The following is a 19,291-nucleotide window of genomic DNA, read 5'->3' as shown; positions in this document are numbered from 1 at the left end:
GGGTCCTCCGCCGCGTCCGCCGGCCGCACGACGTGGTGTCAGCAGGCGGCAGCAAGCGAGTCGACGAGGATGCCGAGCCCTTCCCTGGCCTCGTCCTCGGTCAGGGTGAGCGGGGGAGCCATCCGTAGGGTGTGGCCATAGAGGCCGCCCTTGCCGATGAGCAGGCCCCGCTCCTTCGCGTGCTCCAACACCCTGGCGGCCAGCGACGGGCTCGGCGCTCCCGTGCCGGGGTCGATCAGGTCGACGGCGAACATCAGCCCCTTGCCCCGGACGTCTCGCACGACTGGAAGCCGAACCGCCGCGATCCGCAGGCTGTCGATCAGCAGGTGGCCGAGCCGGCGTGCGTTGGCCTGGAGTTCGTGGGCGAGCAGGTAGTCGAGGGTGGCCTTGGCGGCCGCCGTCGCGATCGGGTTGCCGCCGAAAGTGGAGATGCCGTTGGCCGGAAGCGCGTCCATCAGCGTACCGTCCGCGACGACACCGCCGATCGCGAAGCCGTTTCCCAGGCCCTTCGCGAAGGTCATGATATGGGGTGTCACGCCATGGGCCTGGATACCCCAGAAGTGCTCTCCGGTACGGCCCCAGCCCGTCTGCACCTCGTCCGAGACCAGCAGGATCCCGTACCGGTCCAGAATCTCCCGGTATCTCGCGAGGAGTCCGTCGGGTGCGGCGGTGAAGCCTCCGACGCCCTGGACGGGCTCCACGATCAGGCAGGCGACGTCGGTGGCGGTGGCCGTGTCGAGGACGTGCTGCAGATCGTCCGCGCAGAAGGCCAGGAACTCCTCGTCCGACAGGTGCGGGAAGCGTGCGCGGTCGGCGCCGTGCAGGTAGTGCACGTTCACGGGCGAGAGCGAGGAGTTCTTCCAGCTCCGGTTGCCCGTGACGGCCGTGGCTGCGTACGAGCGTCCGTGGTAGCTGTTGCGCAGGGCGAGCACCTGGTCCGACCGGCGGGCATTGGTAGCGAGCAGCAGCGCCGTCTCGTTGGCCTCGGTGCCGGAGTTGGTGAAGAACACCTTGGCGTTCGCGATGCCCGACAGCTCCGCGATCTTCTCGGCCAACTCCACCTGGGTGCGGATGAGATACAGCGTCGAGGTGTGCGCAACCCCGGTGCGCAGCTGCCGCTCGACGGCCTCCCGTACCTCGGGCACGTCGTACCCGAGCATGTTGGTGAGGATGCCGCCGAAGAAGTCGAGATAGCTGCGCCCGTCGGAGTCGGTGACGCGGCGCCCCTTGCCGCTCACGATCTCGATCGGTTCGTCGTAGTAGAGCGACACCCACCTTGGCATGACCGCGCGATGGCGGCCGAGCAGGTTCGACATGCGAGGCTCACTTTCCTTGCGACACCATCGACTTCGCGTCGATCGGGCAGCCGGGACGCACGGACGGCTTTCAGGCAAGCTACCCTGCCCCCGGCCCGTAGGACGGTCAATCGGGGACGACACGGGCTGCGACTCCACGGCCGCGCCCCGCAGCCGCTCCTCCTCGTGGCGCCGGCCTGCCACACCCTCAGTGCGGCGATCGCCCTTGAAAAGAGCCACGCGAGCCGGGCCAGGAGATGCTCACGATCTGCTCCCGGACCATGGCCTGGAAATCCCGTTGCCGACTCGATGACAGTCAGTCGGTGGGAACGCCGGAACCTGCTGTACGGCCCCGGCGGTGGGGGCCGGGCGGAGGCCGCCCGTCCGCCGACAGCGCGACGCCAGGGCGGCTGTCAATGCTGGAGTGCGGCCTTGACCACCACGATGATCAGCCCGAGCAGCAGGTTGACGACACCCGCGGCCACCACGCGATGAAACGGGGTGCCGGCCCGGACGAGCGCGGCACTGGCCCAGCCGACCTGCTCGGCCACGGCGACACCGAGAGCCAGCCATGCCGTGCCCGCGAAGCCCAGCCCCAGAAGCGGACTGATCGCCACGGCCGCGGCCGGAGGGACTGCCGCCTCCAGGATCGGCCACTCGGCGGCGCAGACCCGCGAGATCTCCGTCCGGGTCAGGGCCTGGTGGGCCATCGACTCCCCCACCAGACGGGCATAGACGTGCGCGACCCAGAAGACCACGCCGGTGGCGAGCAGCAGCACCACGAGTTCGATCCGCGGGAACGGGTTGCCGGGCGTCCCGGCCCCGGCCACCACCGAAGCTGCCAGCAGCGAGCCGTAGACGGCGCCGGCATAGTTGGTCCGAGCCGATTCCGGCGGCCGCCGGGCGTCCGGTTCCCCTTCGGGGGTACGGCGTGTCACGTATCACCCCCGACGGGCGATGCGGGGCTGGTGGGCCCGGGCACGGCGCCGTTCCTGGGGATCCTGTGAGCCCAGCTCCTGCCGGCGGGCCCCGGCAGGCCCCCCGGGTTCCGGGAACCGGTGACATCCGCGGGCTGCCGCTCAGCCACCGGCTTGCCGTGTGTCACGACGTGTGGGTTTCCGCTCGTCGCGGACGGAGGTTGACCGCCAGGATGTGGCAGCTGAGGGCCAGGATCCAGAGCGGGAAAGCGAGCACGAACCAGGCGGCACTGCTGACGACGAAGAGCAGCCCCAGGGCGACGAGGTACCCGAGCCAGACGAGCCAGCGCGGGAAGATGCCGAGGTGGTGCCCGATCGTCGTGGTCGACATGGTGAAGACGGCGGCCATCCGCGTGGCGTAGCTGGAGAGCAGTTCGAGAACGGCGCTGCGGTCGTGCTCCCACAGCTGGAGCACGACCGGATGGCTGCCGTCCGCCTCGGTCAGGATGCCGAACGCGGTCGCGGCGATCACGAACAGCACGCCGACGAACAGGAACCCGCCGCCCAGGAAGAGCGTGGCGAAGAACCTGTCCTCGGCCGGTCCGATGTAGTCCCGTGTCGCCCCCATGAACCACAGGAAGAAGATTCCGGCGAACGGCAGCATGTCCAGGGCCGCCTGCAGGGCGTCCCGGTGGGAGGAGTCGCCGAGCCAGGCCGCCGCGTCGGCGGCATCGGTCGGAAGCGCGCTGCGGACCAGGAGGATGGCCGCGGCCAGCAGCAGGGCGGAGAGGATGCCCGCCGCTCCGGCGGCGGGCGGTGTCCGCAGGGCGGCTCCCGGCGGTCCGTCAGGTTGCATGATCCTCATGCTGCGGCGCGGTAGGACGACGGGGGCGGTCCGCCACGACGGCACAACCGACGATCACCCCGATGGCTGCCCGGTGAACGCGGCGAGAAGCTCTCCGGCCTCGCCCCCCGATTTCGCGTATGCCAGGTTCAGCGCTGCGCCGATCACGCCGAGGTGGCTGAAGCCCTGCGGGAAGTTGCCGAGTTGCTCACCGGTGGCGGGGTCGATCTCCTCGGCCATCAGCCCGAGGTCGTTCGCGCAGCCGAGCACGCGGTTGAGGTACTGCTCGGCCGCCTCGGTGCGTCCGGCCCGGGCGAGGGCGCTGGCCAGCCAGAGCGTGCAGAACACGAACGAACCCTCCTCGCCCGACAGGCCGTCCTCGGCGAGGTAACGATGGACATGGCCGTTGCGCGTGAGTTCGGCTTCGATCCGGTCGATGGTGGCGAGGACGCGGGGGTCGTCGGGGGGCAGGAATCCGCGCAGGCCCACCTGGAGCGCCGCCGCATCGAGCTCCGGGTGGTCGAATGCCTGGACGAACGCGCCGGTCTTCGGATCCACCCCGCGCGTCTCCAGGGCGGTACGCATCTCCGCGCGAGCGAGCACCCAGCGTTCTCGCATGTCCCCGTCCGTCGCCAGGCCGGGGAACAGGTCGAGCATGCGGATGCCGCAGTCGACACCGGCCCACGCCATGAGTTTGGAGAAGACGAAGTGCCGCCGCCCGCCGCGGATCTCCCAGATGCCCTCGTCCGGTTCCTGCCAGCGCCGGATGTTCAGCTCCACCACGTTGCGGAGGAATCGGAGGAAGGGGGCGCCCTCGTGCATGACCGCCGCTTCGCCGCGCAGCCGCACGATGAGGTGCGCCGCCGTGAGCAGTTCGCCGTAGGTGTCGAGCTGCACCTGGTTCCAGGCTCCGTTCCCGATCCGCACCGGGCGCGAACCCCGGTAGCCCTCCAGGTGGTCGAGCGTGACCTCGTGCAGCAGCCGCTCCCCGTGGATGCCGTACATGATCTGCAGGTCCTCGGCCCGGCCGGAGGTGGAACGCAGCAGCCATTCACCGAAGTGCAGGGCCTCCTCCGAGTACCCGATGCCGCCGAGGGTCGCCAGCATCGCGACCGAGTCGCGCAGCCAGGCGTAGCGGTAGTCCCAGTTGCGTTCACCGCCGATCCCCTCAGGGAGTGAGGTGGTGGGCGCGGCGATCAGCGCACCGGTCTCGTCGTAGATGAGGCCCTTGAGGACCAGCGCGCTGCGCACCACGGCCTCCCGGTACGGCCCCTGGTAGGTGCAGCGGGCGGCCCAGTGGGTCCAGAAGGCGATCGTCTCCGCCAGCCGTCCGGTGAGCTCGGTTTCCGAGAACCTCCGGACGGTCAGCCCTCCGGCCTGCGCGTAGGTGAGTGCGACATGGCGCACCTGGCCCTCGGTCACCGTCGCCCGGGCCGTGCACTCCCCGGTCGGCGTGAGGTGCAGTGGCGCCAGCCCGCTCTGCAGCAGGAGCGAGTCCGGGCCGCCGGTGACCACGACCAGGTCGTCGCCGGACGCCTCCATGTACGGGGTGGTCATCCCGTACTCGAGCCTCGGCGCGAACTCCAGGCCGAGCTCGACGGTGCCGGCTTCGCCGCGCACCCGGCGCAGCAGCAGGTTGCCCGGGGGACGGCGCTCCGGGTGGCCGGGGCGGGTGAGGTCCTCCCGCACCGGCAGGCAGTCCGTCACCGTGACGGCACCGGTGGCGGTCTCGAAGCGGGTCTCCAGCACGTTGGTGTCCGGCAGGTAGCGCCGGGTGGCGGTGAAATTCGCGACCGGGGCGATGCGGAAGTACCCGCCCCGGTCCCGGTCCAGGATCCGGGCGAACACCGAACGCCCGTCGAACCGGTGGAAGCACGCCCACTCCACGGACGCGTCCCGGCTCACCAGCGCCACCGAGTGGCAGTCGCTCAAGAAGGCGTAGTCGGAGATCGGCGGGTACCTTGTCTCGCCCATGTCGCTCAGCTCCCTCAGGACACGAAGTCGAGGACCGCCGCGACGTCGTCGGGCCTCTGTTCGAACGCCGGGGCCTCGTTCATGACCGCCTCGCAGCTGCCCCATCGGACGAGCCGCCCCGTCCGCTACGTCCGATGGTCAGCAGGCTGCCCGGCTCCGGGATCACCCCTGTCGGGTGAACCGGTCAGCCCTGAACGCCGTCGAAGGCGACCTCAAGATGGCGAGGCCCGCGCAGCAGCGGGTTCGGCCGGTAGGGCGGCGGGTCCGCGACGAGCCGCGGGTTGGTCAGCCTGCGGGCCAGCTCGGTCAGCGCGAGCTGGGCCTCCAGGCGGGCGAGCGGGGCTCCGAAGCAGCTGTGGATGCCGCTGCCGAAAGCGAGGTGCTGGATGTCCCGGCGGTCGGGGTCGAAGCGGTCGGGGTCGTCGAACCGCCGGGGATCCCGGTTGCCCGACGCCAGGCCGAGCCAGAGAGTCGAGTTCTTGGGGATGACGGTCCCGGCGATGTCGATGTCGGCCAGCGTGACCCGCGGGGGCGCCAGGTGGACGGGGGGCTCGTAGCGCAGCAGCTCCTCGACCATCGGGACGGCGATCTCCGGTTCCTTCACCAGCCGTTCGAGGTGCTCCGGGTACCGGAGCAGGGTGAGCATCCCGTTGGTGATGAGGTTGACCGTGGTCTCGTGGCCGGCGATCAGGAGCAGGACGCTGGTGCTCATGAGCTCGATCGTGGACATCTGCCCGTCCGGGCCGTGGTCGGTGACGAGCCCGGAGAGCAGGTCGTCACCGGGGCTGCGGCGACGGGCCTCGGCGAGTCCGGCCAGGTACCGGCCGAGCTCGATCCTGGCCTGCTGCATGGTGCGCTGCCGCTCCGGGAGATCCTCGCCCGGGGTGGGGTCGGCGCCGGCGATGACGGCGTCGGCCCAGACGCGGAAGCGGGACTCGTCCTCACGGGGGACACCCAGCAGTCGGCAGATCACGGTGACCGGGAAGGGGTAGGCGAAGTGGTCGACGAGGTCGACCTGGTCCTTGCCCTGGAACTCGTCGATCATGCCGGAGACGATCCTGGCCAGCTCTCCCCGCATCTCGTGCACCCGCCTCGGGGTGTGCGGCGGGCCGAACGGGCGCATGGCCATGCGTCGCAGCCGATCGTGCTCGGGCGGGTCGAGCCGGAGCATGGAGGGCGGTACGCAGGCCTCCTCCTCCACCTGAAGGCCCTTGCCGTCCTGCCCGACCAGGTTGCGGGCGTCCGAGCTGATCCGTGGGTCGTGCAACAGGCTGCGGACCTGGTAGTAGCCGCCGACCAGGTACGACCCGTCGTCCTGGCGGGCCACGGGTGTCCTGCGGAGTTCGGCGTAGAGCGGGTAGGGGTCGGCGCGGTTGGCGTAGTCGGTGATCTGCTGGAGCAAGGTGCCCGGCGTCATGGAACGGTCTCCTGAGGGGTGGGCGGCGGTCAGGCGCGTGCGGGGGTGAACTGGACGCGACGTTCGCTGGGATCGTGGCCGGTGAGGGTCACGGTCGCGCCGTGGCTGGGCAGGGAGGGGTCCGGGAACTCGGCCGGGACCGGCCGCATCCCGCCGGGCTGACGGTCGACGGTGGCGTAGTCCGGCGGGAAGGGTGCGCGGACCTCGATCTGCTCCCGGTAGAAGTCCAGCCACTTGGCCTGGTCGAAGCCGACCGCGGCGATGATCCGGCCCCGGTAGCCGTAGACCGCGACGAACCGGCGCTCGGCGAGCGAGCCCTGGGTGATGACGATCTCGTCGCCCATGTTGGGCACGCCCACGGACTTGATGTTGACACCGAACTGGGAGGACCAGAAGGTCGGCACCCACAGGTGGGCCCGACGGTCCGGGCCGATACTGATCATGTTGTGCGCGGCGGTCCCGGCCTGCTCGACCGCGTTGCCCCAGTGCTCCAGCGAGAGGAACTGGTAGTCGAAGAGCGGGTGGGGCGAGCGCGCGACGTCTCCGGCGACGAACACGTCATCGGTGACGATGCCCCGGACGTCGAAGGCCCGGCAGCCCGCGTCACAGGCGATCCCCCGAGGCCCGGCGGCCAGGCCCGATCCGGCCAGCCACTCGGTGTTCCGGGTGGCACCGAGTGCGATCACCGCGACCTCGACGTCCAGCGAGGTCCCGTCGGACAGATGGGCGCGCTGGAGCCGCCCGCCGGAGTCGCCCTCCAGCGCCGTCACCATGATGCCCGTGCGCAGGTCCACGCCGTGCTCGCGCTGCAGGTCCGCGGCGACCGCACCGACCACCCCGCCGAGGGCGCCCACCAGCGGCGCCGCGGCACGCTCGGCGACCGTGACCTCCAGGCCCCGCTCGCGGCAGGCCGAGGCGATCTCGGAGCCGGTGAACCCGGCACCGACCACCAGCACCCGGCGCGGCCGCGCCGCCAGCCGCCGCTCCAGCCGGGCCGCGTCCTCGCTGGTACGCACCGTGAAGACCCCGTCGAGGGCCGCTTCCGCCGCGTTGAACCAGGGCCGGGCGCGGACGCCGGTCGTGATCAGCAGGATGTCGTACTCGATCTCCTCGCCGTCCGCCAGGCGTACCCGCTTCGCCGTCAGATCCAGCCCGGTGGCGGCTGTGCCGAGCCGCCACTGCGCGTTGACGCTGTTGCGCTGCGGCAGGGTGGTGCCGTCCGCGCGCGCCCGGCCGAGCAGGACCTGCTTGGACAGTGGTGGCCGGTCGTACGGGAGGTCGGGCTCGTCCCCGACCAGCGTGAGCGACCCGTTGAACCCGCCCATGCGCAGTGCCTCGGCGGCCCGCAGACCGGCCAGCGAGGCGCCGACGATGACGATCCGCCCGTCGCGCCGGAACTCCTGTACCGCTTCACGCAGGGAGACCGGCATCTCAGGCCCCCACCCGTGTGATCCGCGCCTGGTCCGCCTCGACCAGGATCGCCTGGACGGGACAGGCGGCCGCGGCCCGTCGCACCTGCTCGCGCTGCGCATCGGTGAAGGCGGGGTCGTACAGGAGCGCCTCCTCGCCATGCATCTCGAACACGTCCGGTGCCAGGAACGCGCACTGCGCGTAGCCCTGACACCGGTTGAGATCGACGACAATCCTCATCCGCAGACCCTGCCCTTCAAACCGTCCGTGACGAGCTGGCGCATCGCTACCAACAGTTGTGGCGCATGAGTCCCCCGGGTGCATCGCGAGCTGACCAGATGGGGGACGGCCGCCACTCTCCGGGACCGTTCCAGGCGGCGGGCAGGAGGTCGACGGGCTCACAGCGCCGGCGCACCACCCGCGGTGGGTGAGCGGCCGGGCGGGTCACCGCCTGCGTCGACGGGCGAGGAACAGTCCGGCGACCACACCCGCCAACCAGACGCCCAGCAGGGCCGCCCACAACGGCATGGTGACCACCGGGACGACGACCCTGATGGCAGTCTCCGCCCTGTTCTCGAAGATGAAGACGAGGGCGAGGGCCGACAGCACGAGTGGTGCCAGCCACCACGCCTTCGCCCGCGCCGTCGCGCGTTCGGGCGCTGAGACACGCTTCGCCATCACCGCTCCCCTTCCGCGTCCGCGGCCGAGTGCCCTCCCTCTTCATTCTCTCGTGCCCGCCCGCTTCATTCGAGCGGACTCGAAGGACTGCGACCGTCACCCGCAGGGAGTGACAGGCCGCCTTGCCGCCGGGGTTCGTCATCAGCTCGCGCGGGTGACCAGGGCCGGTGACGGCGGTGGAGCTGCGCTCGGCCTCGCACCGCGCCCGCCCCGGGCGCAGGCTGGGAGGAGCAGCCTTGCGTCCGGCGGACGGCGGGAGTCGGCGATGGACACGACGCGACTGGCAGCCGGCGAGACCGGCGCGTGGGTGGTGGCGCACCCGGGCCCGGTGGGTGCGGCGGGCCCGGGGCCGTTGGAGTGGGAACGGCGCCCGGTCCCCGAGCCGGGGCCCGGGGAGATCCTGGTCGAGGTGGAGGCCTGCGGGGTGTGCCGCACCGACCTGCACCTGGCGGAGGGGGACCTCGCGCCCAGGCTGCCGAGGTGCACGCCCGGGCACGAGGTGGTCGGACGGGTACGGGCGGCCGGCTCCGCGGCCGAGGGGTTCGCGGTCGGGGACCGGGCCGGGGTGGCCTGGCTGGCCCGGACCTGCGGCAGCTGCGCCTACTGCCGGTCCGGGCGGGAGAACCTCTGCCCGGATTCGCGCTACACCGGCTGGGACCGGCACGGCGGCTACGCCGGCCACCTGACCGCCGACGCCCGGTTCGCCTACCGGCTGCCCGAGGGCCCGCCCGCCGAGGAGCTCGCCCCGCTGCTGTGCGCCGGGATCATCGGCTACCGGGCCCTGCAACGGGCCGATCTGCCACCCGGCGGGCTGCTGGGGATCTACGGCTTCGGCGCGTCCGCCCACCTCACCGCCCAGATCGCGCTCGCCCGCGGCGCCCGGGTAGCCGTGTTCACCCGGGGTGCGGCGGCCCGACACCTGGCACTGGAACTCGGCGCCCAGTTCGCCGGCGACTCGTACGACCCCGCCCCGGAACCGCTGGACGCCGCCATCCTCTTCGCCCCGGCCGGCGAACTGGTACCGGTCGCCCTGGCCGCGCTGGACCGCGGCGGCACCCTCGCGGTCGCCGGCATCCACCTCAGCGACATCCCCGCGCTCGACTACCAGCGCCACCTCTTCCAGGAACGCACCCTGCGCAGCGTCACCGCCAACACCCGGGCCGACGGCCGGGCCTTCCTGGCGGAGGCCGCCCGGACCCGCCCGGTGGTCCGTGTCAACCGCTACCCGCTGCGGCAGGCGGACACCGCGCTCGCGGACCTCGCCGCGGACCGGGTGACGGGGGTGGCGGTGCTGCTGCCGCAGTAGGCGACCTGCGTATCCGGGCCGGCCGGAGACCTCGAACCCGTCCCGCGGGTACGCGTCGGCGCCGTGGTGACCCGAACCCGCCGACCGTTCATCCCGTGCCGATCCGGCGGCCGGTGACCTCGCTCGGGCTGATGCGCACCCACAGCGGGCGGGCGCCGCCCGCCCAGGGTGTGGCGCCCGGCAGGGCGGAGAGCCGCTGCTCCTCCTCCGGGTCGTCGACGTGGTGGGCCTCGCCGAGGATGAGGACGCTCCAGCCGCGGCTGCGGCGGTCGTCGATGTGGTCGACCTGGAAGGAGGCGGGCGAGCCCTCGGCCGGTGCGGCGGCGCCCCTGGGGGAGGTGCGGTAGACGATGGTCCGGGCGTCGACCGCGTAGTTCACCGGGAGCACCACGGGCGCCGGCCCGACAGGCAGGCCGACCCGGCCGACGCCGTGGGTGCCGAGCAGCTCCCAGCACTGCGGCTCGGTCAGGTGGAGCAGCAGCGTGCTCGGGTCGGCGTCGGCCTGTCCCGGTGGTGCGTCCGGGCGGTGGCCGGACAGCAGCTCCGGCCATGCCGTCCCGAGCGCGGCGGCGATCCGGACGAAGGCCGGCGGGTCGAACTCGGGCCCGCTCTGAAGGAGTTGGCGCAGGTAGGCCGGTGTCATGTGCGCCCGGTAGGCCAGCGTCCCTTCGCTCAGGCCGAGTTGGTCGCGGCGCTGGACGATCCGGCGGGCGATGGCAACGGGGTCGGGGCGTTCGCTCATGGTTGCGACTCCTCTGCGGACAGGATCACGTCATTGACGAGCGCGACTTGAGGGCTCCGCTGTCGGCCGCGTCGGTGAAGACGTCGTGGGCGTCCTGCGTCTCGTCGAGGCCGAAGCGGTGAGTGACCAGCCCGGCGACATCCAGCGCGCCCGGCGCACCGGAGCGTACGCGCCCAGGCTGGTCAGGGGCTCGGGCAAGCCGTGGAGGATTCCTCGGGCAGCGGATCGGACAGGTCCGCCCCCGTACCGAAGCTGCGGCTGGACGAGTTCCTGGAGGAACTCCAGGCGCGGCTGGACGCCGCCCGGGGCACGCGCGACCGGGTGCACAGCCCGCTGGAGGCGGTGCTGGCGGTCGGGCGCGACCTGGAGCTCTCCCAGGGCCCCGCAGCACGTCGTGGAGGCGGCGGTCACCCTGGTGGACGCCGAGTACGGCGCCCTGGGCATGATCGGCGAGGACCAGCGGCGGTGTTCCGTCGAGAACGCCGTGCTTCACGGTGTTCACTCCCCCTCGGCGAGCGCCGGGCGCCGCAGCCGTCGCAGGTAGGGGTCGAAGGACGGCCGGCGTTCGAGGCGGACCCGGGCGTCCACGCAGACCGCGCCGTCGGGGCGCAGGATGACGGGGTTGAGGTCGGCCTCGACGAGTTCGGGGAAGTCGTCGGCGAGCCGGGACAGCCGGGTGAGGACGGACCGCAGCGCGGCGAGGTCGACGGGAGGCGCCCCGCCGTTTCCCAACAGCAGTGGCGCGCTGCGCAGTTCAGTGATCATCGTGCTCAGGTCGCGCTCGCTCAGCGGGGCGAGCCGGGCCACCCGGTCGGCCAGCACGTCGGCGGCGGTGCCGCCCAGGCCGAGGACGATCAGCGGGCCGAAGACCTGGTCCTGGACCACGCCCGCGAGCAGCTCGACGCCGGGGGCGGCCATCGGCTGGACCACGGCTCCGGCCAGCCCGGCGCCGAACCGATGCGTGAACTCCCGGTAGACGGCGCGCACTTCGGCGTCGGTGGCCAGGCCGGTGCGGACGGCGCCCGCAGCGCTCTTGTGCACCTGCCCGGGCCAGTACGCCTTCAGGGCCACCTTCCCCTCGTGCCCGAGCCGGCGCAGGCCGCCCGCGCTGACGGACGCCAGGTGCTCGTCACGGGCCCACACCGAGGTGGTCAGCGGCAGTCCGTACGCCTCCAGCAGGTCGGCGGTGGACAGCGGGTCGAGCCAGCCGCCCTCGGGGTGGGCGGTGAGGTAGCCGTCGACCAGGCTGCGGGCGGTGCGCCGGTCGCAGTCCGGGGCGCCGGCGGACAGGGCGGCGGGCTCGGGCGGCGGCTCGGCGAGCCAGCGGGCACGGTCCCGGGCGTGGGCGAGGGCGCGGGCGGCGGAGAGGGTGTCGGAGTAGGCCGGGAGGCTGCCGCCGTCGGCGCAGGTGCGGTAGCGGACGGGCACCTGCTGGTCGAGCAGTACGGCCGCGATCGGGACGCGGCGCCGGGCCGGGCCCTCCAGCAGGGCGCGTACCGGTCCCGGAACCGGGGTGTCGCACAGTGCCGTCGGCACCAGGCAGACCAGGATCGCGTCGACGGCTTCCCCGCGCTCCAACGCGCGTAGGAACAGGGCGAGTTCGGTAGGGCGAACCGCCGCCGTGGTGTCCACCGGGTTCTGGACGGAGGCGCCGGGTGGGAGCAACTTCCCCAGATCCGCGGGGAGTTCCGGCAGAACCAGTCCGGCCTCGGCGCAGGCGTCCGCCGCCAGGATGCCGATGCCGCCCGCGTTGGACACCACGGCGACCGCACCGCGCGGGGCGGGCAGCGGCTGGGCGTGCAACAGGGCGGCGGCCTCGACGAGTTCCTCGATGCTGCGGGTCGCGGTGATCCCGGCCTGCCGGAACAGCGCCTCCCGGGTGACGGTGGGGGTGGCAGCGGCCGCGGTGTGCGAGGCGGCGCCCCGGCGGCCGGCGGTGGAACGCCCGGCGTCCACGGTCAGCACCGGAATCGTCCGGGTGACCCGGCGGGCGGTACGGGCGAAGGCGCGCGGGCTGCCGAAGGACTCCAGGTGGAGCACCGCGAGGTCGGTGCGGCCGTCCGCCTCCCACCACTGGAGCAGGTCGTTGCCGCTGACGTCGTACTTGTCGCCGAGCGAGACGAAGCTCGACACCCCGATGCCCAGCCAGGCCAGCCGCTGGAGCAGCGCGATCCCCACGCCGCCGCTCTGCACCGCCACCCCGGCGCTGCCGGGCCTCGGGAAGGCCCCGCCGAACTCGGCGTCCAGCCGGAAGGCGGGATCGGTCTGGGCCATGCCGAGGCTGTTCGGGCCGACCAGGCGCATGCTGTGCCGACGGCAGGCCCGCATCAGCCCGCGGGCCTCCTCCGCCCCGAGGCCGGAGGTGAGCACCACCAGCGCCCGGACCCCGGCGGCGCCGCACTCCTCGGCCGCCGCGGGGACGGCGCCGGCGGGCACGGCCAGGACGGCGAGGTCGGGTACGGCGGGCAGCGCCCGGACGCACGGGTAGGCGGGCCGGCCGTCGATCTCCCGGGCGCGCGGGTTGACCGCCCAGACCTCGCCCGCGAAGCCGCTTCGCCGGATCTTCCCGAAGACGATCCGTCCGACCGAGCCCGCCCGCCGGGACACCCCGACGACCGCGACCGAGGCCGGGCGCAGCAGCGCCGCCAGGCTCGCGACGTCGGCGCGGCGGCCGCGCTCGTCCACGGCCGAGCGGTAGCGCTCGTCGCCCTCCTCCAGCGGCACCCGGATCCTCACCTCGCCCTGCCCGTAGCGGCGCTGGACGGGCAGCCCGAGGTGGGCGAAGACCTGGTGGACGGCCCGGTTGCCGAACAGGGTGTCGGCCTCGAAGAAGTGGATGCCGGCCGCTCGGGCGGCGTGCACCAGGTGCTCCAGCAGCAGGGTGGCCACGCCCTGGCCGTGCCAGCGGTCGGCCACGGCGAGGGCCAGCTCGGCGGTCTCCGGCGGGTCGTCCAGCAGCTCGCAGTCCGCCTCGCCGATCAGCTCCTCCCCCGCCCAGGCGCCGAGCGCCAGCAGACCGGTCCGCGGCGCCCCGCACAGCCGGTCGGCGGCCTGCCGGGGCGCGTTACGGCTCACCCCGAAGAACCGCAGGCGTCGGCTCTCCTCCGACATCCCCTCGGCGTGGAGGTCGAGCACCGCCCGGTGGTCGTCCGGGCCCAGCGGCCGGAGTTCGACGGTGGTGCCGTCGGCCAGCAGGGCCTCGACGGTGGTGTGCGGCGGGTGGACGGTGGACATGGCGCCTCCTCGGCAGTCGCCCTGCTACCCCTCCAGCCTCCGCCCCCGCCGGCCACGACGGGAGGGCCGACCGGCCCCGCCGACCCGCCGATCGGCGTTGCGACCCGAACGCGCGGAGGGACACGCTGGTGAGGGGGACCGTTCACCACTCGACCGCCCGATGCGGAGTTCGCGATGCCGACCAGGATCCTGCTGGAGGGACGCCCTGGCAGCGGCAAGACCACCGCGATCCGCCGGCTGGCGGTGCTGCTGCAAACCCGGGAGACCGCCGGCTTCACCACGGAGGAGATCCGTACGGGCGGGGCCCGGGTCGGCTTCGCCCTGGAGACGCTGTCGGGCGAGCGGGCCGTGCTCGCCCATGTCGACCTTCCCGGGCCACCCCGGGTCGGACGGTACGGCGTCGACCTGGGGGTCATGGAGCGCCTGGCTCTGCCGTCCCTGGCATGGTCGGCGGGGACGCTCGTGCTCGTCGACGAGCTCGGACGGATGGAGCTGGCCCACCGCCCGTTCGAGGAGGCCGTCCGGACGCTGTTCACCGCCGACGTCGACGTGGTGGCCACCGTGCAGGCGCAGCACGGCCTGTTCACCGACACCCTCAAGCGCCGCGCCGACGTCGAGGTCATCCACCTCACCCGGGCGAACCGGGACACCCTCCCCGGACGGCTGGCGACACGCCTGGCACGCTGACGGGAACCGTCCGAGAGGAGGCGCGTGCGATGGCACACCGCCGCGACGACCGGAACACCGCGCTGTTGCGTGCCTCAGTCCGTTGGTCCGGGCGCGCCGACCGCTGCGCCGCCTGGACCCGCCGGGGCGTCGAGCGGTGCCACCGCTGGGCGCGCGAGGGTGCCCGGCGGCCCGGTGAGCTGGCGCCCCCGTCCTGGTTCGCCATCGCGCTCCCGTTCGGCATCGCGTGGTACCGGGCCCTCGGTGGCACGGCGCGGGCGTGGTGCAGGGTGAGCAGCCGGTCGTGCCGCCTTCTCGCCCGCGCGCTGGGCGGCCCGGCGCGCACCGGTGGCTGAGCCGGGACCCCTTCTCCTGGCAGGGCCGGGTTCTCCTGGCAGGGCCGGGACGAGGACGGAGGTGCCACCATTCGGTTGCCGGAGGATCATGAAGTTCAGCGGACCGGCCCGCGCCGCGCCTCTCCCGGACGGCCGAGCCGGTCGGACCGCAGTCAGGCCGCACGTCCTGGAGGTCACCGTGAACACCACTCCCGCGCCAGGTCCCGCCGGTCCGATCGTGGTCGGTACGGACGGCTCGGAGTCCGCCCGCCGGGCTGTGCTCTTCGCTCTTCACGAGGCCCAGCTGCACGGGGTCGGTGTGAGGGCCGTCTGCGCCTACGGCGGCGGACGCACCGAGCCGTCGGACCGAGCCATGACGGGCTGGCGCAGCGCGGTCGGCGAACCGTCGCCGCACCTGCACGATGCCGTCGCCCGCGAGGTGACGGATTCGGTCGAGGAACTGCGCCAGCAGGTGGGCGAGCCGTACGTGGAGGTGGAGGTTCGTTGCGAGCGCGGCCGGCCCGCCCAGGTCCTGCTGGAGGCGAGCCAGGACGCCACCCTGCTGGTGGTGGGTACCCGCGGCGCCGGCCTCTGGGGCCGGCTCACACTCGGCTCGACCAGCACCGAGGTCGTCCACCACGCCCACCTCCCCGTCGTCGTCGTGCCGCCCGAACCCAAGCACGCGAACGGGTGAACCGGTGCCTCACCTGGCGGGGCGGTCTCCCGAGTGGAGCCGTACGCGCTCGCGCAGCCGACCAGGACGGTCATCACCCTCGGGAGGGCACGCCCGCACGCATGCCCTGTCCCTGATCGGCCGTCGACGGCGGCTGGTGGTGCGGGTGACAGCCTGAAAGATCTGTCGGGTCCCGGACAAGACATGTGGGGCCTCGGCGCCGCCGGGGTTCGACAGGGGACAGTGGCGTTCAGCGCGCAAGCACCCAGTCCGGCCGCCAGGTCCCGGCGGCGTCGAGGCCGGTCGCCGTGGCGGCGAGGTGCGCGCGGAGGGTGGCCAGCGCCGGGTGGGGGTTGTCGCGGTGCCACAGGAGCGAGTGCGGGTAGACGGGCGTCGGGTCGGTCACCGGGATGCGGCGCAGGCCGTAGCCGGCGGGCCAGACCACGCGGGTGTGCTCGCTCATGAAGGTGGCCAGGGCCGGGGTGTCGGCGATGGTGTCGAGGAGCGCGTCGGAGCCGAAGTTGGGGCCGGTCGCCTCGATGGTGAGGCCGAACTCGGCGACCAGGTCGTCATAGTAGGCGGCCCACTCGGTACCGGGGGCGATGCCGGGCATCCAGATCCGGTGGCCGACGAGCTGGGCGACGGTCACCGAGCGGGCGTCCGCCAGCGCGTGGGCGGGGCCGGTGAGGAGCTGCAGCGGCTCGTCGAGCACCCGGACGGACTCGACGTCCTCGGGAAGGGGCCGGCCGGGCGCGGCCACGGCCCGGAAGGACGCGTCGATCGCACCCGAGCGGATGGCGGTGACGGCCGCCTCGACGTCGAACAGCATCACCACGTCGAGGTCGATCTCGGGGTGCGCGCGGTGGAAGCCGCGCATCAGGCCCGACGGCGCGACGCGTGAGGCGATCACGTCGACGCGCAGTGGCCGGCTGCCGGTGCGCACCGACGCGACCGCGCGCTCGGCGACGCGCAGCAGCTCGCGCGCGTGGGGCAGGAACGCCTGCCCGTCGATGGTGAGCTCGGCTCCGCGCGGCGTGCGGGCGAACAGCCGAACACCGAGCTCGCGCTCCAGCGCGGCGACGCGCTTGGAGACGGCCTGCTGGGTGATCGAGAGGTCGGCGGCGGCCTTCTGGAACTGGCCCGCTTCCACGACGGCGGCGAAGGTGCGTACGGCTTCGAGGTCCACGCCGATCCACCTTAGAGCACAACGCCTGGTTGTGGCTCGGTGGCAGTGCGGTTGTTTGACCTGCGGTTGTGCCGCTCGGTTAGCTCTCACCGGTCAACGTCGGTTTGTTCGGGTGGGACAGAGGGGCGCGCTGAGCATGGTGGGCAGGAGGCCGTTGGGCCGGCAGTTCGGCTGGCTGTGGGCGGCGTACGCGGTGAGCGCGTACGGGTCCGGGCTGGGGTTCGGGGCGTTGCCGCTGATCGCCGTGCTGGCGTTGCACGCCGGCCCCGCGGAGGTGTCCGCGCTGTCCGCGGTGGGGCCCGCGGTGGGCGCGCTGATCGCGGTGCCGCTCGCGCCGTGGGTGGAGTTCCGGCACAAGCGCCCGGTCATGATCACCATGGACCTGGCCCGGTTCGCGGCCATGGCGACGGTCCCGCTCGCCTATGCCTTCGGCCGGCTCGGTTTCGTCCAGCTGCTCGTGGTCTCGGCCGTCGTCGCCGCCGCCAAGATCGCGTTCAACGCGGCCAGCGGCGCCTACCTCAAGGCTCTCGTCCGGCCGGAGGACCTGCTGGTGGCCAACGCGCGCTTCGAGTCCACCAGCTGGAGCTCCATCGCGGTCGGACCACCGCTGGGCGGGGCGGCGATCGGGCTGTTCGGGCCGGTCACCACCGTGGTAGCCGACGCGCTCAGCTACCTGCTCTCCGCGCTCGGCATCACCGCGATCCGCGGCCGGGAGGAAGCGCCGCGACCCGCCGGCACGAGCCCGGTCCGGGCGGGCGCGGTGCTCGACGGCTGGCGGCACATCATGGGCGATCCCGGTCTGCGGGCGCTCTACCTCAACAACATGCTCGTCAGCGGTCTGATCATGGCCACCGAGCCGCTGCTGGCCGTGCTCCTGCTCCGCCAGCTCGGGTTCTCACCCTGGCAGTACGGCCTCGCCTTCGCCGCCCCCTGTCTCGGCGGACTCATCGGCTCCCGGCTGGCCCGCCGTGTGGTGGCCCGCTACGGCCGCGACCGGGTGTTCCGGACCGTGGGCACCCTGCGCGCCGTCTGGCTGATCGGCCTGGTCCTCGTCCGTCCCGGCGTCGTCGGACTCGTCACCGTGATGGCCGTCGAGCTGGCGATCATCATCAACATGAGCCTGTACACCCCGGTGCTCGCCACCTACCGACTCGAACGCACGCCCAAGCACCTCGTCGCCCGCACCCTGTCGGCCTGGTCGATCGGCCAACAGGTGTCCATCGCCGTCCTCACCGCGCTCGGCGGGTTGCTCGCCGACGCCACTGGCCCGCGCACCGCGCTCGCGGTCGCGGGGCTGCTCATCCTGGCCACCCCGTTCCTACTCCCCCGGCGCGACCAGACCTCGCAACCAGACCTCGCGGCACGAGCCGGAACTGTCGCGTAGCCCCTCATGAAGTCGCACCCCCGTATGAAGTCGCACCCCCGCATGAAGGAGAACACTCGCGTGAGCACCGCCCCCGCGCTGGACCCCGCGCACACCGCCCTGCTCGTCCTGGACTGCCAGCCCGCGGTCCTGGCCGTTCTGCCCGAGGGCGGGGGCCGCGAGGCCCTGCTCGATCGGGTGGAAGCGGCCGTCGCCGGCGTCCGCGCGGCGGGCGGCACCATCGCCCACGTCCGCGTCGGCTTCACCGAGGCCGACTGGGACGCGATCCCGGCCGCCAACAAGTCCTTCGGCCCGCTGGCCCAGCACCGTGCCATGCACCACGAGGACCCGGCCACCGCCGTGCACGAGCGCCTGGCTCCCCGGGACGGCGACATCGTCGTGCGCAAGACCCGCTACGGCGCCCTGTCCACCACCGACCTCGACCGACAGCTGCGCGAGCGCGGCATCACCACGCTGGTCGTCTCCGGCATCAGTACCGGCGGCGCCGTCCTGTCGACCGTCCTCGACGCGGCCGACCGCGATTACCGGCTCTACGTCCTGTCCGACGGCGTCGCGGACCCGGACCCGGCGGTCCACGACGTCCTGCTTCACCGGGTCCTCCCCTCCCGGGCCCACATCGTCGACACCGCCGAGCTGCCCGCACTGCTGCGGGCCGGCTGACCCGGAGGCGCGGGCGGGCCCGCGTGCAGGACTACCGGCAGATCGCCCTTCACCTGGGTGGCCGTCGACCCGGGCCCTACCAGGTGGGACCGCCTCGCGCTCCGAAGGACGTCGGGCCCGCGCGTCGGTCGGATTCCCCGTCACCGGGGCCCGGCCGCAAACCGGTTCGGCTCCCCGGCGGCCCGCGGGCCGAGGGGCAACAGTGCGCACCCGACCGTGCGCCGGGCGGCTCCCCCGCTGGTCAGGTCAGGGTCAAGCTCCGGTCAAGGATTGCGCTGGAAGGGCTACGGCGCCCTATCCTGGGGCGGATTTGAACAGACACCTCGTTCGGTGAGGCGTCTTCACGGACACAGGCCACTGATCCCACCCGTCGAGAGACGCTCCGGATCAGGACAGGTCTCCCCGGCTCAAGGGGTGACCCCAAGTGGCTTCCCGTCGGGATCGACAGGGACACGCCGTGGAGTGCCAAAGCTCTGACGAGTGGGGGTGCACCGGGCGGTGACGTCGGTCTCCCCTTGCCGTGCCGCCGCGACCTCGATGCGCGGCCGAGATCGGGAGGAGGCGTGATGG

Annotated in this window: 17 protein-coding genes, 1 pseudogene and 1 riboswitch; of the genes and pseudogenes, 7 read left to right on the top strand and 11 right to left on the bottom strand. The window is 73.0% G+C overall.

Annotated features, from left to right (window positions below; genetic code table 11):
• Positions 1 to 38 precede the first annotated feature (38 nt).
• The 8 genes from ACZ3UD_RS14730 to ACZ3UD_RS14695 all read right to left on the bottom strand — a co-directional run bounded on the left by ACZ3UD_RS14730 (position 39) and on the right by ACZ3UD_RS14695 (position 8,535).
• Positions 39 to 1,316, bottom strand: coding sequence for an aspartate aminotransferase family protein (locus ACZ3UD_RS14730; RefSeq protein ID WP_465586291.1), 1,278 nt, complete (start codon positions 1,314 to 1,316; stop codon positions 39 to 41).
• Between the two features lie 392 nt (positions 1,317 to 1,708).
• Entirely contained in the window at positions 1,709 to 2,233 is a 525-nt protein-coding gene (locus ACZ3UD_RS14725; protein ID WP_465586289.1) for a hypothetical protein, read from the bottom strand.
• Between the two features lie 163 nt (positions 2,234 to 2,396).
• The gene (locus ACZ3UD_RS14720; RefSeq protein WP_465586287.1) at positions 2,397 to 3,068 is read right to left on the bottom strand and encodes a hypothetical protein; all 672 of its coding nucleotides are present in this window, start codon (positions 3,066 to 3,068) and stop codon (positions 2,397 to 2,399) included.
• Positions 3,069 to 3,131: 63 nt separating this feature from the next.
• A complete protein-coding gene (locus ACZ3UD_RS14715) occupies positions 3,132 to 5,030 on the bottom strand; it encodes a glycoside hydrolase family 15 protein (protein WP_465586285.1) in 1,899 nt (632 codons plus the stop codon).
• Between the two features lie 184 nt (positions 5,031 to 5,214).
• Positions 5,215 to 6,447, bottom strand: a complete 1,233-nt coding sequence (locus ACZ3UD_RS14710; protein WP_465586283.1) for a cytochrome P450 — start codon at positions 6,445 to 6,447, stop codon at positions 5,215 to 5,217.
• 29 nt (positions 6,448 to 6,476) lie between these two features.
• Positions 6,477 to 7,877 carry an NAD(P)/FAD-dependent oxidoreductase gene (locus tag ACZ3UD_RS14705; protein ID WP_465586281.1) on the bottom strand — a complete coding sequence of 467 codons (1,401 nt, stop codon included), beginning with the start codon at positions 7,875 to 7,877 and terminating at the stop codon, positions 6,477 to 6,479.
• 1 nt (position 7,878) lies between these two features.
• On the bottom strand, positions 7,879 to 8,097 hold the full coding sequence (locus ACZ3UD_RS14700; protein ID WP_465586279.1) for a ferredoxin: 219 nt from the start codon (positions 8,095 to 8,097) through the stop codon (positions 7,879 to 7,881).
• A gap of 204 nt (positions 8,098 to 8,301) precedes the next feature.
• The gene (locus tag ACZ3UD_RS14695; protein WP_465586277.1) at positions 8,302 to 8,535 is read right to left on the bottom strand and encodes a DUF1049 domain-containing protein; all 234 of its coding nucleotides are present in this window, start codon (positions 8,533 to 8,535) and stop codon (positions 8,302 to 8,304) included.
• A 265-nt stretch (positions 8,536 to 8,800) separates the two neighbouring features.
• Here ACZ3UD_RS14695 and ACZ3UD_RS14690 point away from each other — a divergent pair, with 265 nt between their 5' ends.
• Positions 8,801 to 9,841, top strand: coding sequence for a zinc-dependent alcohol dehydrogenase family protein (locus ACZ3UD_RS14690; protein ID WP_465586275.1), 1,041 nt, complete (start codon positions 8,801 to 8,803; stop codon positions 9,839 to 9,841).
• 88 nt (positions 9,842 to 9,929) lie between these two features.
• On the opposite strand, the gene ACZ3UD_RS14685 is transcribed toward ACZ3UD_RS14690, so the two are convergent.
• The gene (locus tag ACZ3UD_RS14685; protein WP_465586273.1) at positions 9,930 to 10,583 is read right to left on the bottom strand and encodes a helix-turn-helix domain-containing protein; all 654 of its coding nucleotides are present in this window, start codon (positions 10,581 to 10,583) and stop codon (positions 9,930 to 9,932) included.
• A 201-nt stretch (positions 10,584 to 10,784) separates the two neighbouring features.
• On the opposite strand from ACZ3UD_RS14685, the pseudogene ACZ3UD_RS14680 reads away from it, so the two are divergent.
• A pseudogene (locus ACZ3UD_RS14680) lies at positions 10,785 to 11,046 on the top strand (histidine kinase); the annotation flags it as partial.
• 35 nt (positions 11,047 to 11,081) lie between these two features.
• Here the strand turns inward: ACZ3UD_RS14680 and ACZ3UD_RS14675 are convergent.
• The gene (locus ACZ3UD_RS14675; protein WP_465586271.1) at positions 11,082 to 13,817 is read right to left on the bottom strand and encodes a bifunctional acetate--CoA ligase family protein/GNAT family N-acetyltransferase; all 2,736 of its coding nucleotides are present in this window, start codon (positions 13,815 to 13,817) and stop codon (positions 11,082 to 11,084) included.
• A gap of 174 nt (positions 13,818 to 13,991) precedes the next feature.
• On the opposite strand from ACZ3UD_RS14675, the gene ACZ3UD_RS14670 reads away from it, so the two are divergent.
• From ACZ3UD_RS14670 to ACZ3UD_RS14660, 3 genes are all read left to right on the top strand, one after another.
• The gene (locus ACZ3UD_RS14670) at positions 13,992 to 14,504 is read left to right on the top strand and encodes a nucleoside-triphosphatase (RefSeq protein ID WP_465586269.1); all 513 of its coding nucleotides are present in this window, start codon (positions 13,992 to 13,994) and stop codon (positions 14,502 to 14,504) included.
• Positions 14,505 to 14,533: 29 nt separating this feature from the next.
• Positions 14,534 to 14,839 carry a hypothetical protein gene (locus tag ACZ3UD_RS14665; RefSeq protein ID WP_465586267.1) on the top strand — a complete coding sequence of 102 codons (306 nt, stop codon included), beginning with the start codon at positions 14,534 to 14,536 and terminating at the stop codon, positions 14,837 to 14,839.
• 178 nt (positions 14,840 to 15,017) lie between these two features.
• Entirely contained in the window at positions 15,018 to 15,512 is a 495-nt protein-coding gene (locus ACZ3UD_RS14660; protein ID WP_465586265.1) for a universal stress protein, read from the top strand.
• Between the two features lie 229 nt (positions 15,513 to 15,741).
• Here ACZ3UD_RS14660 and ACZ3UD_RS14655 read toward each other — a convergent pair whose 3' ends face one another.
• Complete coding sequence (locus ACZ3UD_RS14655; protein WP_465586263.1) at positions 15,742 to 16,677, bottom strand: LysR family transcriptional regulator; 936 nt, start codon at positions 16,675 to 16,677, stop codon at positions 15,742 to 15,744.
• A 136-nt stretch (positions 16,678 to 16,813) separates the two neighbouring features.
• Here ACZ3UD_RS14655 and ACZ3UD_RS14650 point away from each other — a divergent pair, with 136 nt between their 5' ends.
• Both ACZ3UD_RS14650 and ACZ3UD_RS14645 read left to right on the top strand, forming a co-directional pair.
• Entirely contained in the window at positions 16,814 to 18,061 is a 1,248-nt protein-coding gene (locus ACZ3UD_RS14650) for an MFS transporter (RefSeq protein ID WP_465586261.1), read from the top strand.
• A gap of 60 nt (positions 18,062 to 18,121) precedes the next feature.
• Positions 18,122 to 18,721, top strand: a complete 600-nt coding sequence (locus tag ACZ3UD_RS14645) for a cysteine hydrolase family protein (RefSeq protein WP_465586260.1) — start codon at positions 18,122 to 18,124, stop codon at positions 18,719 to 18,721.
• A 315-nt stretch (positions 18,722 to 19,036) separates the two neighbouring features.
• A riboswitch (M-box (ykoK) riboswitch) is annotated at positions 19,037 to 19,214 on the top strand.
• Positions 19,215 to 19,291: the final 77 nt, after the last annotated feature.

The organism is Kitasatospora sp. NPDC023118 (genome assembly GCF_055560875.1).
The sequence above is the reverse complement of the archived record's forward strand: the minus strand, read 5'-3'. Positions and strand labels throughout refer to the sequence as shown.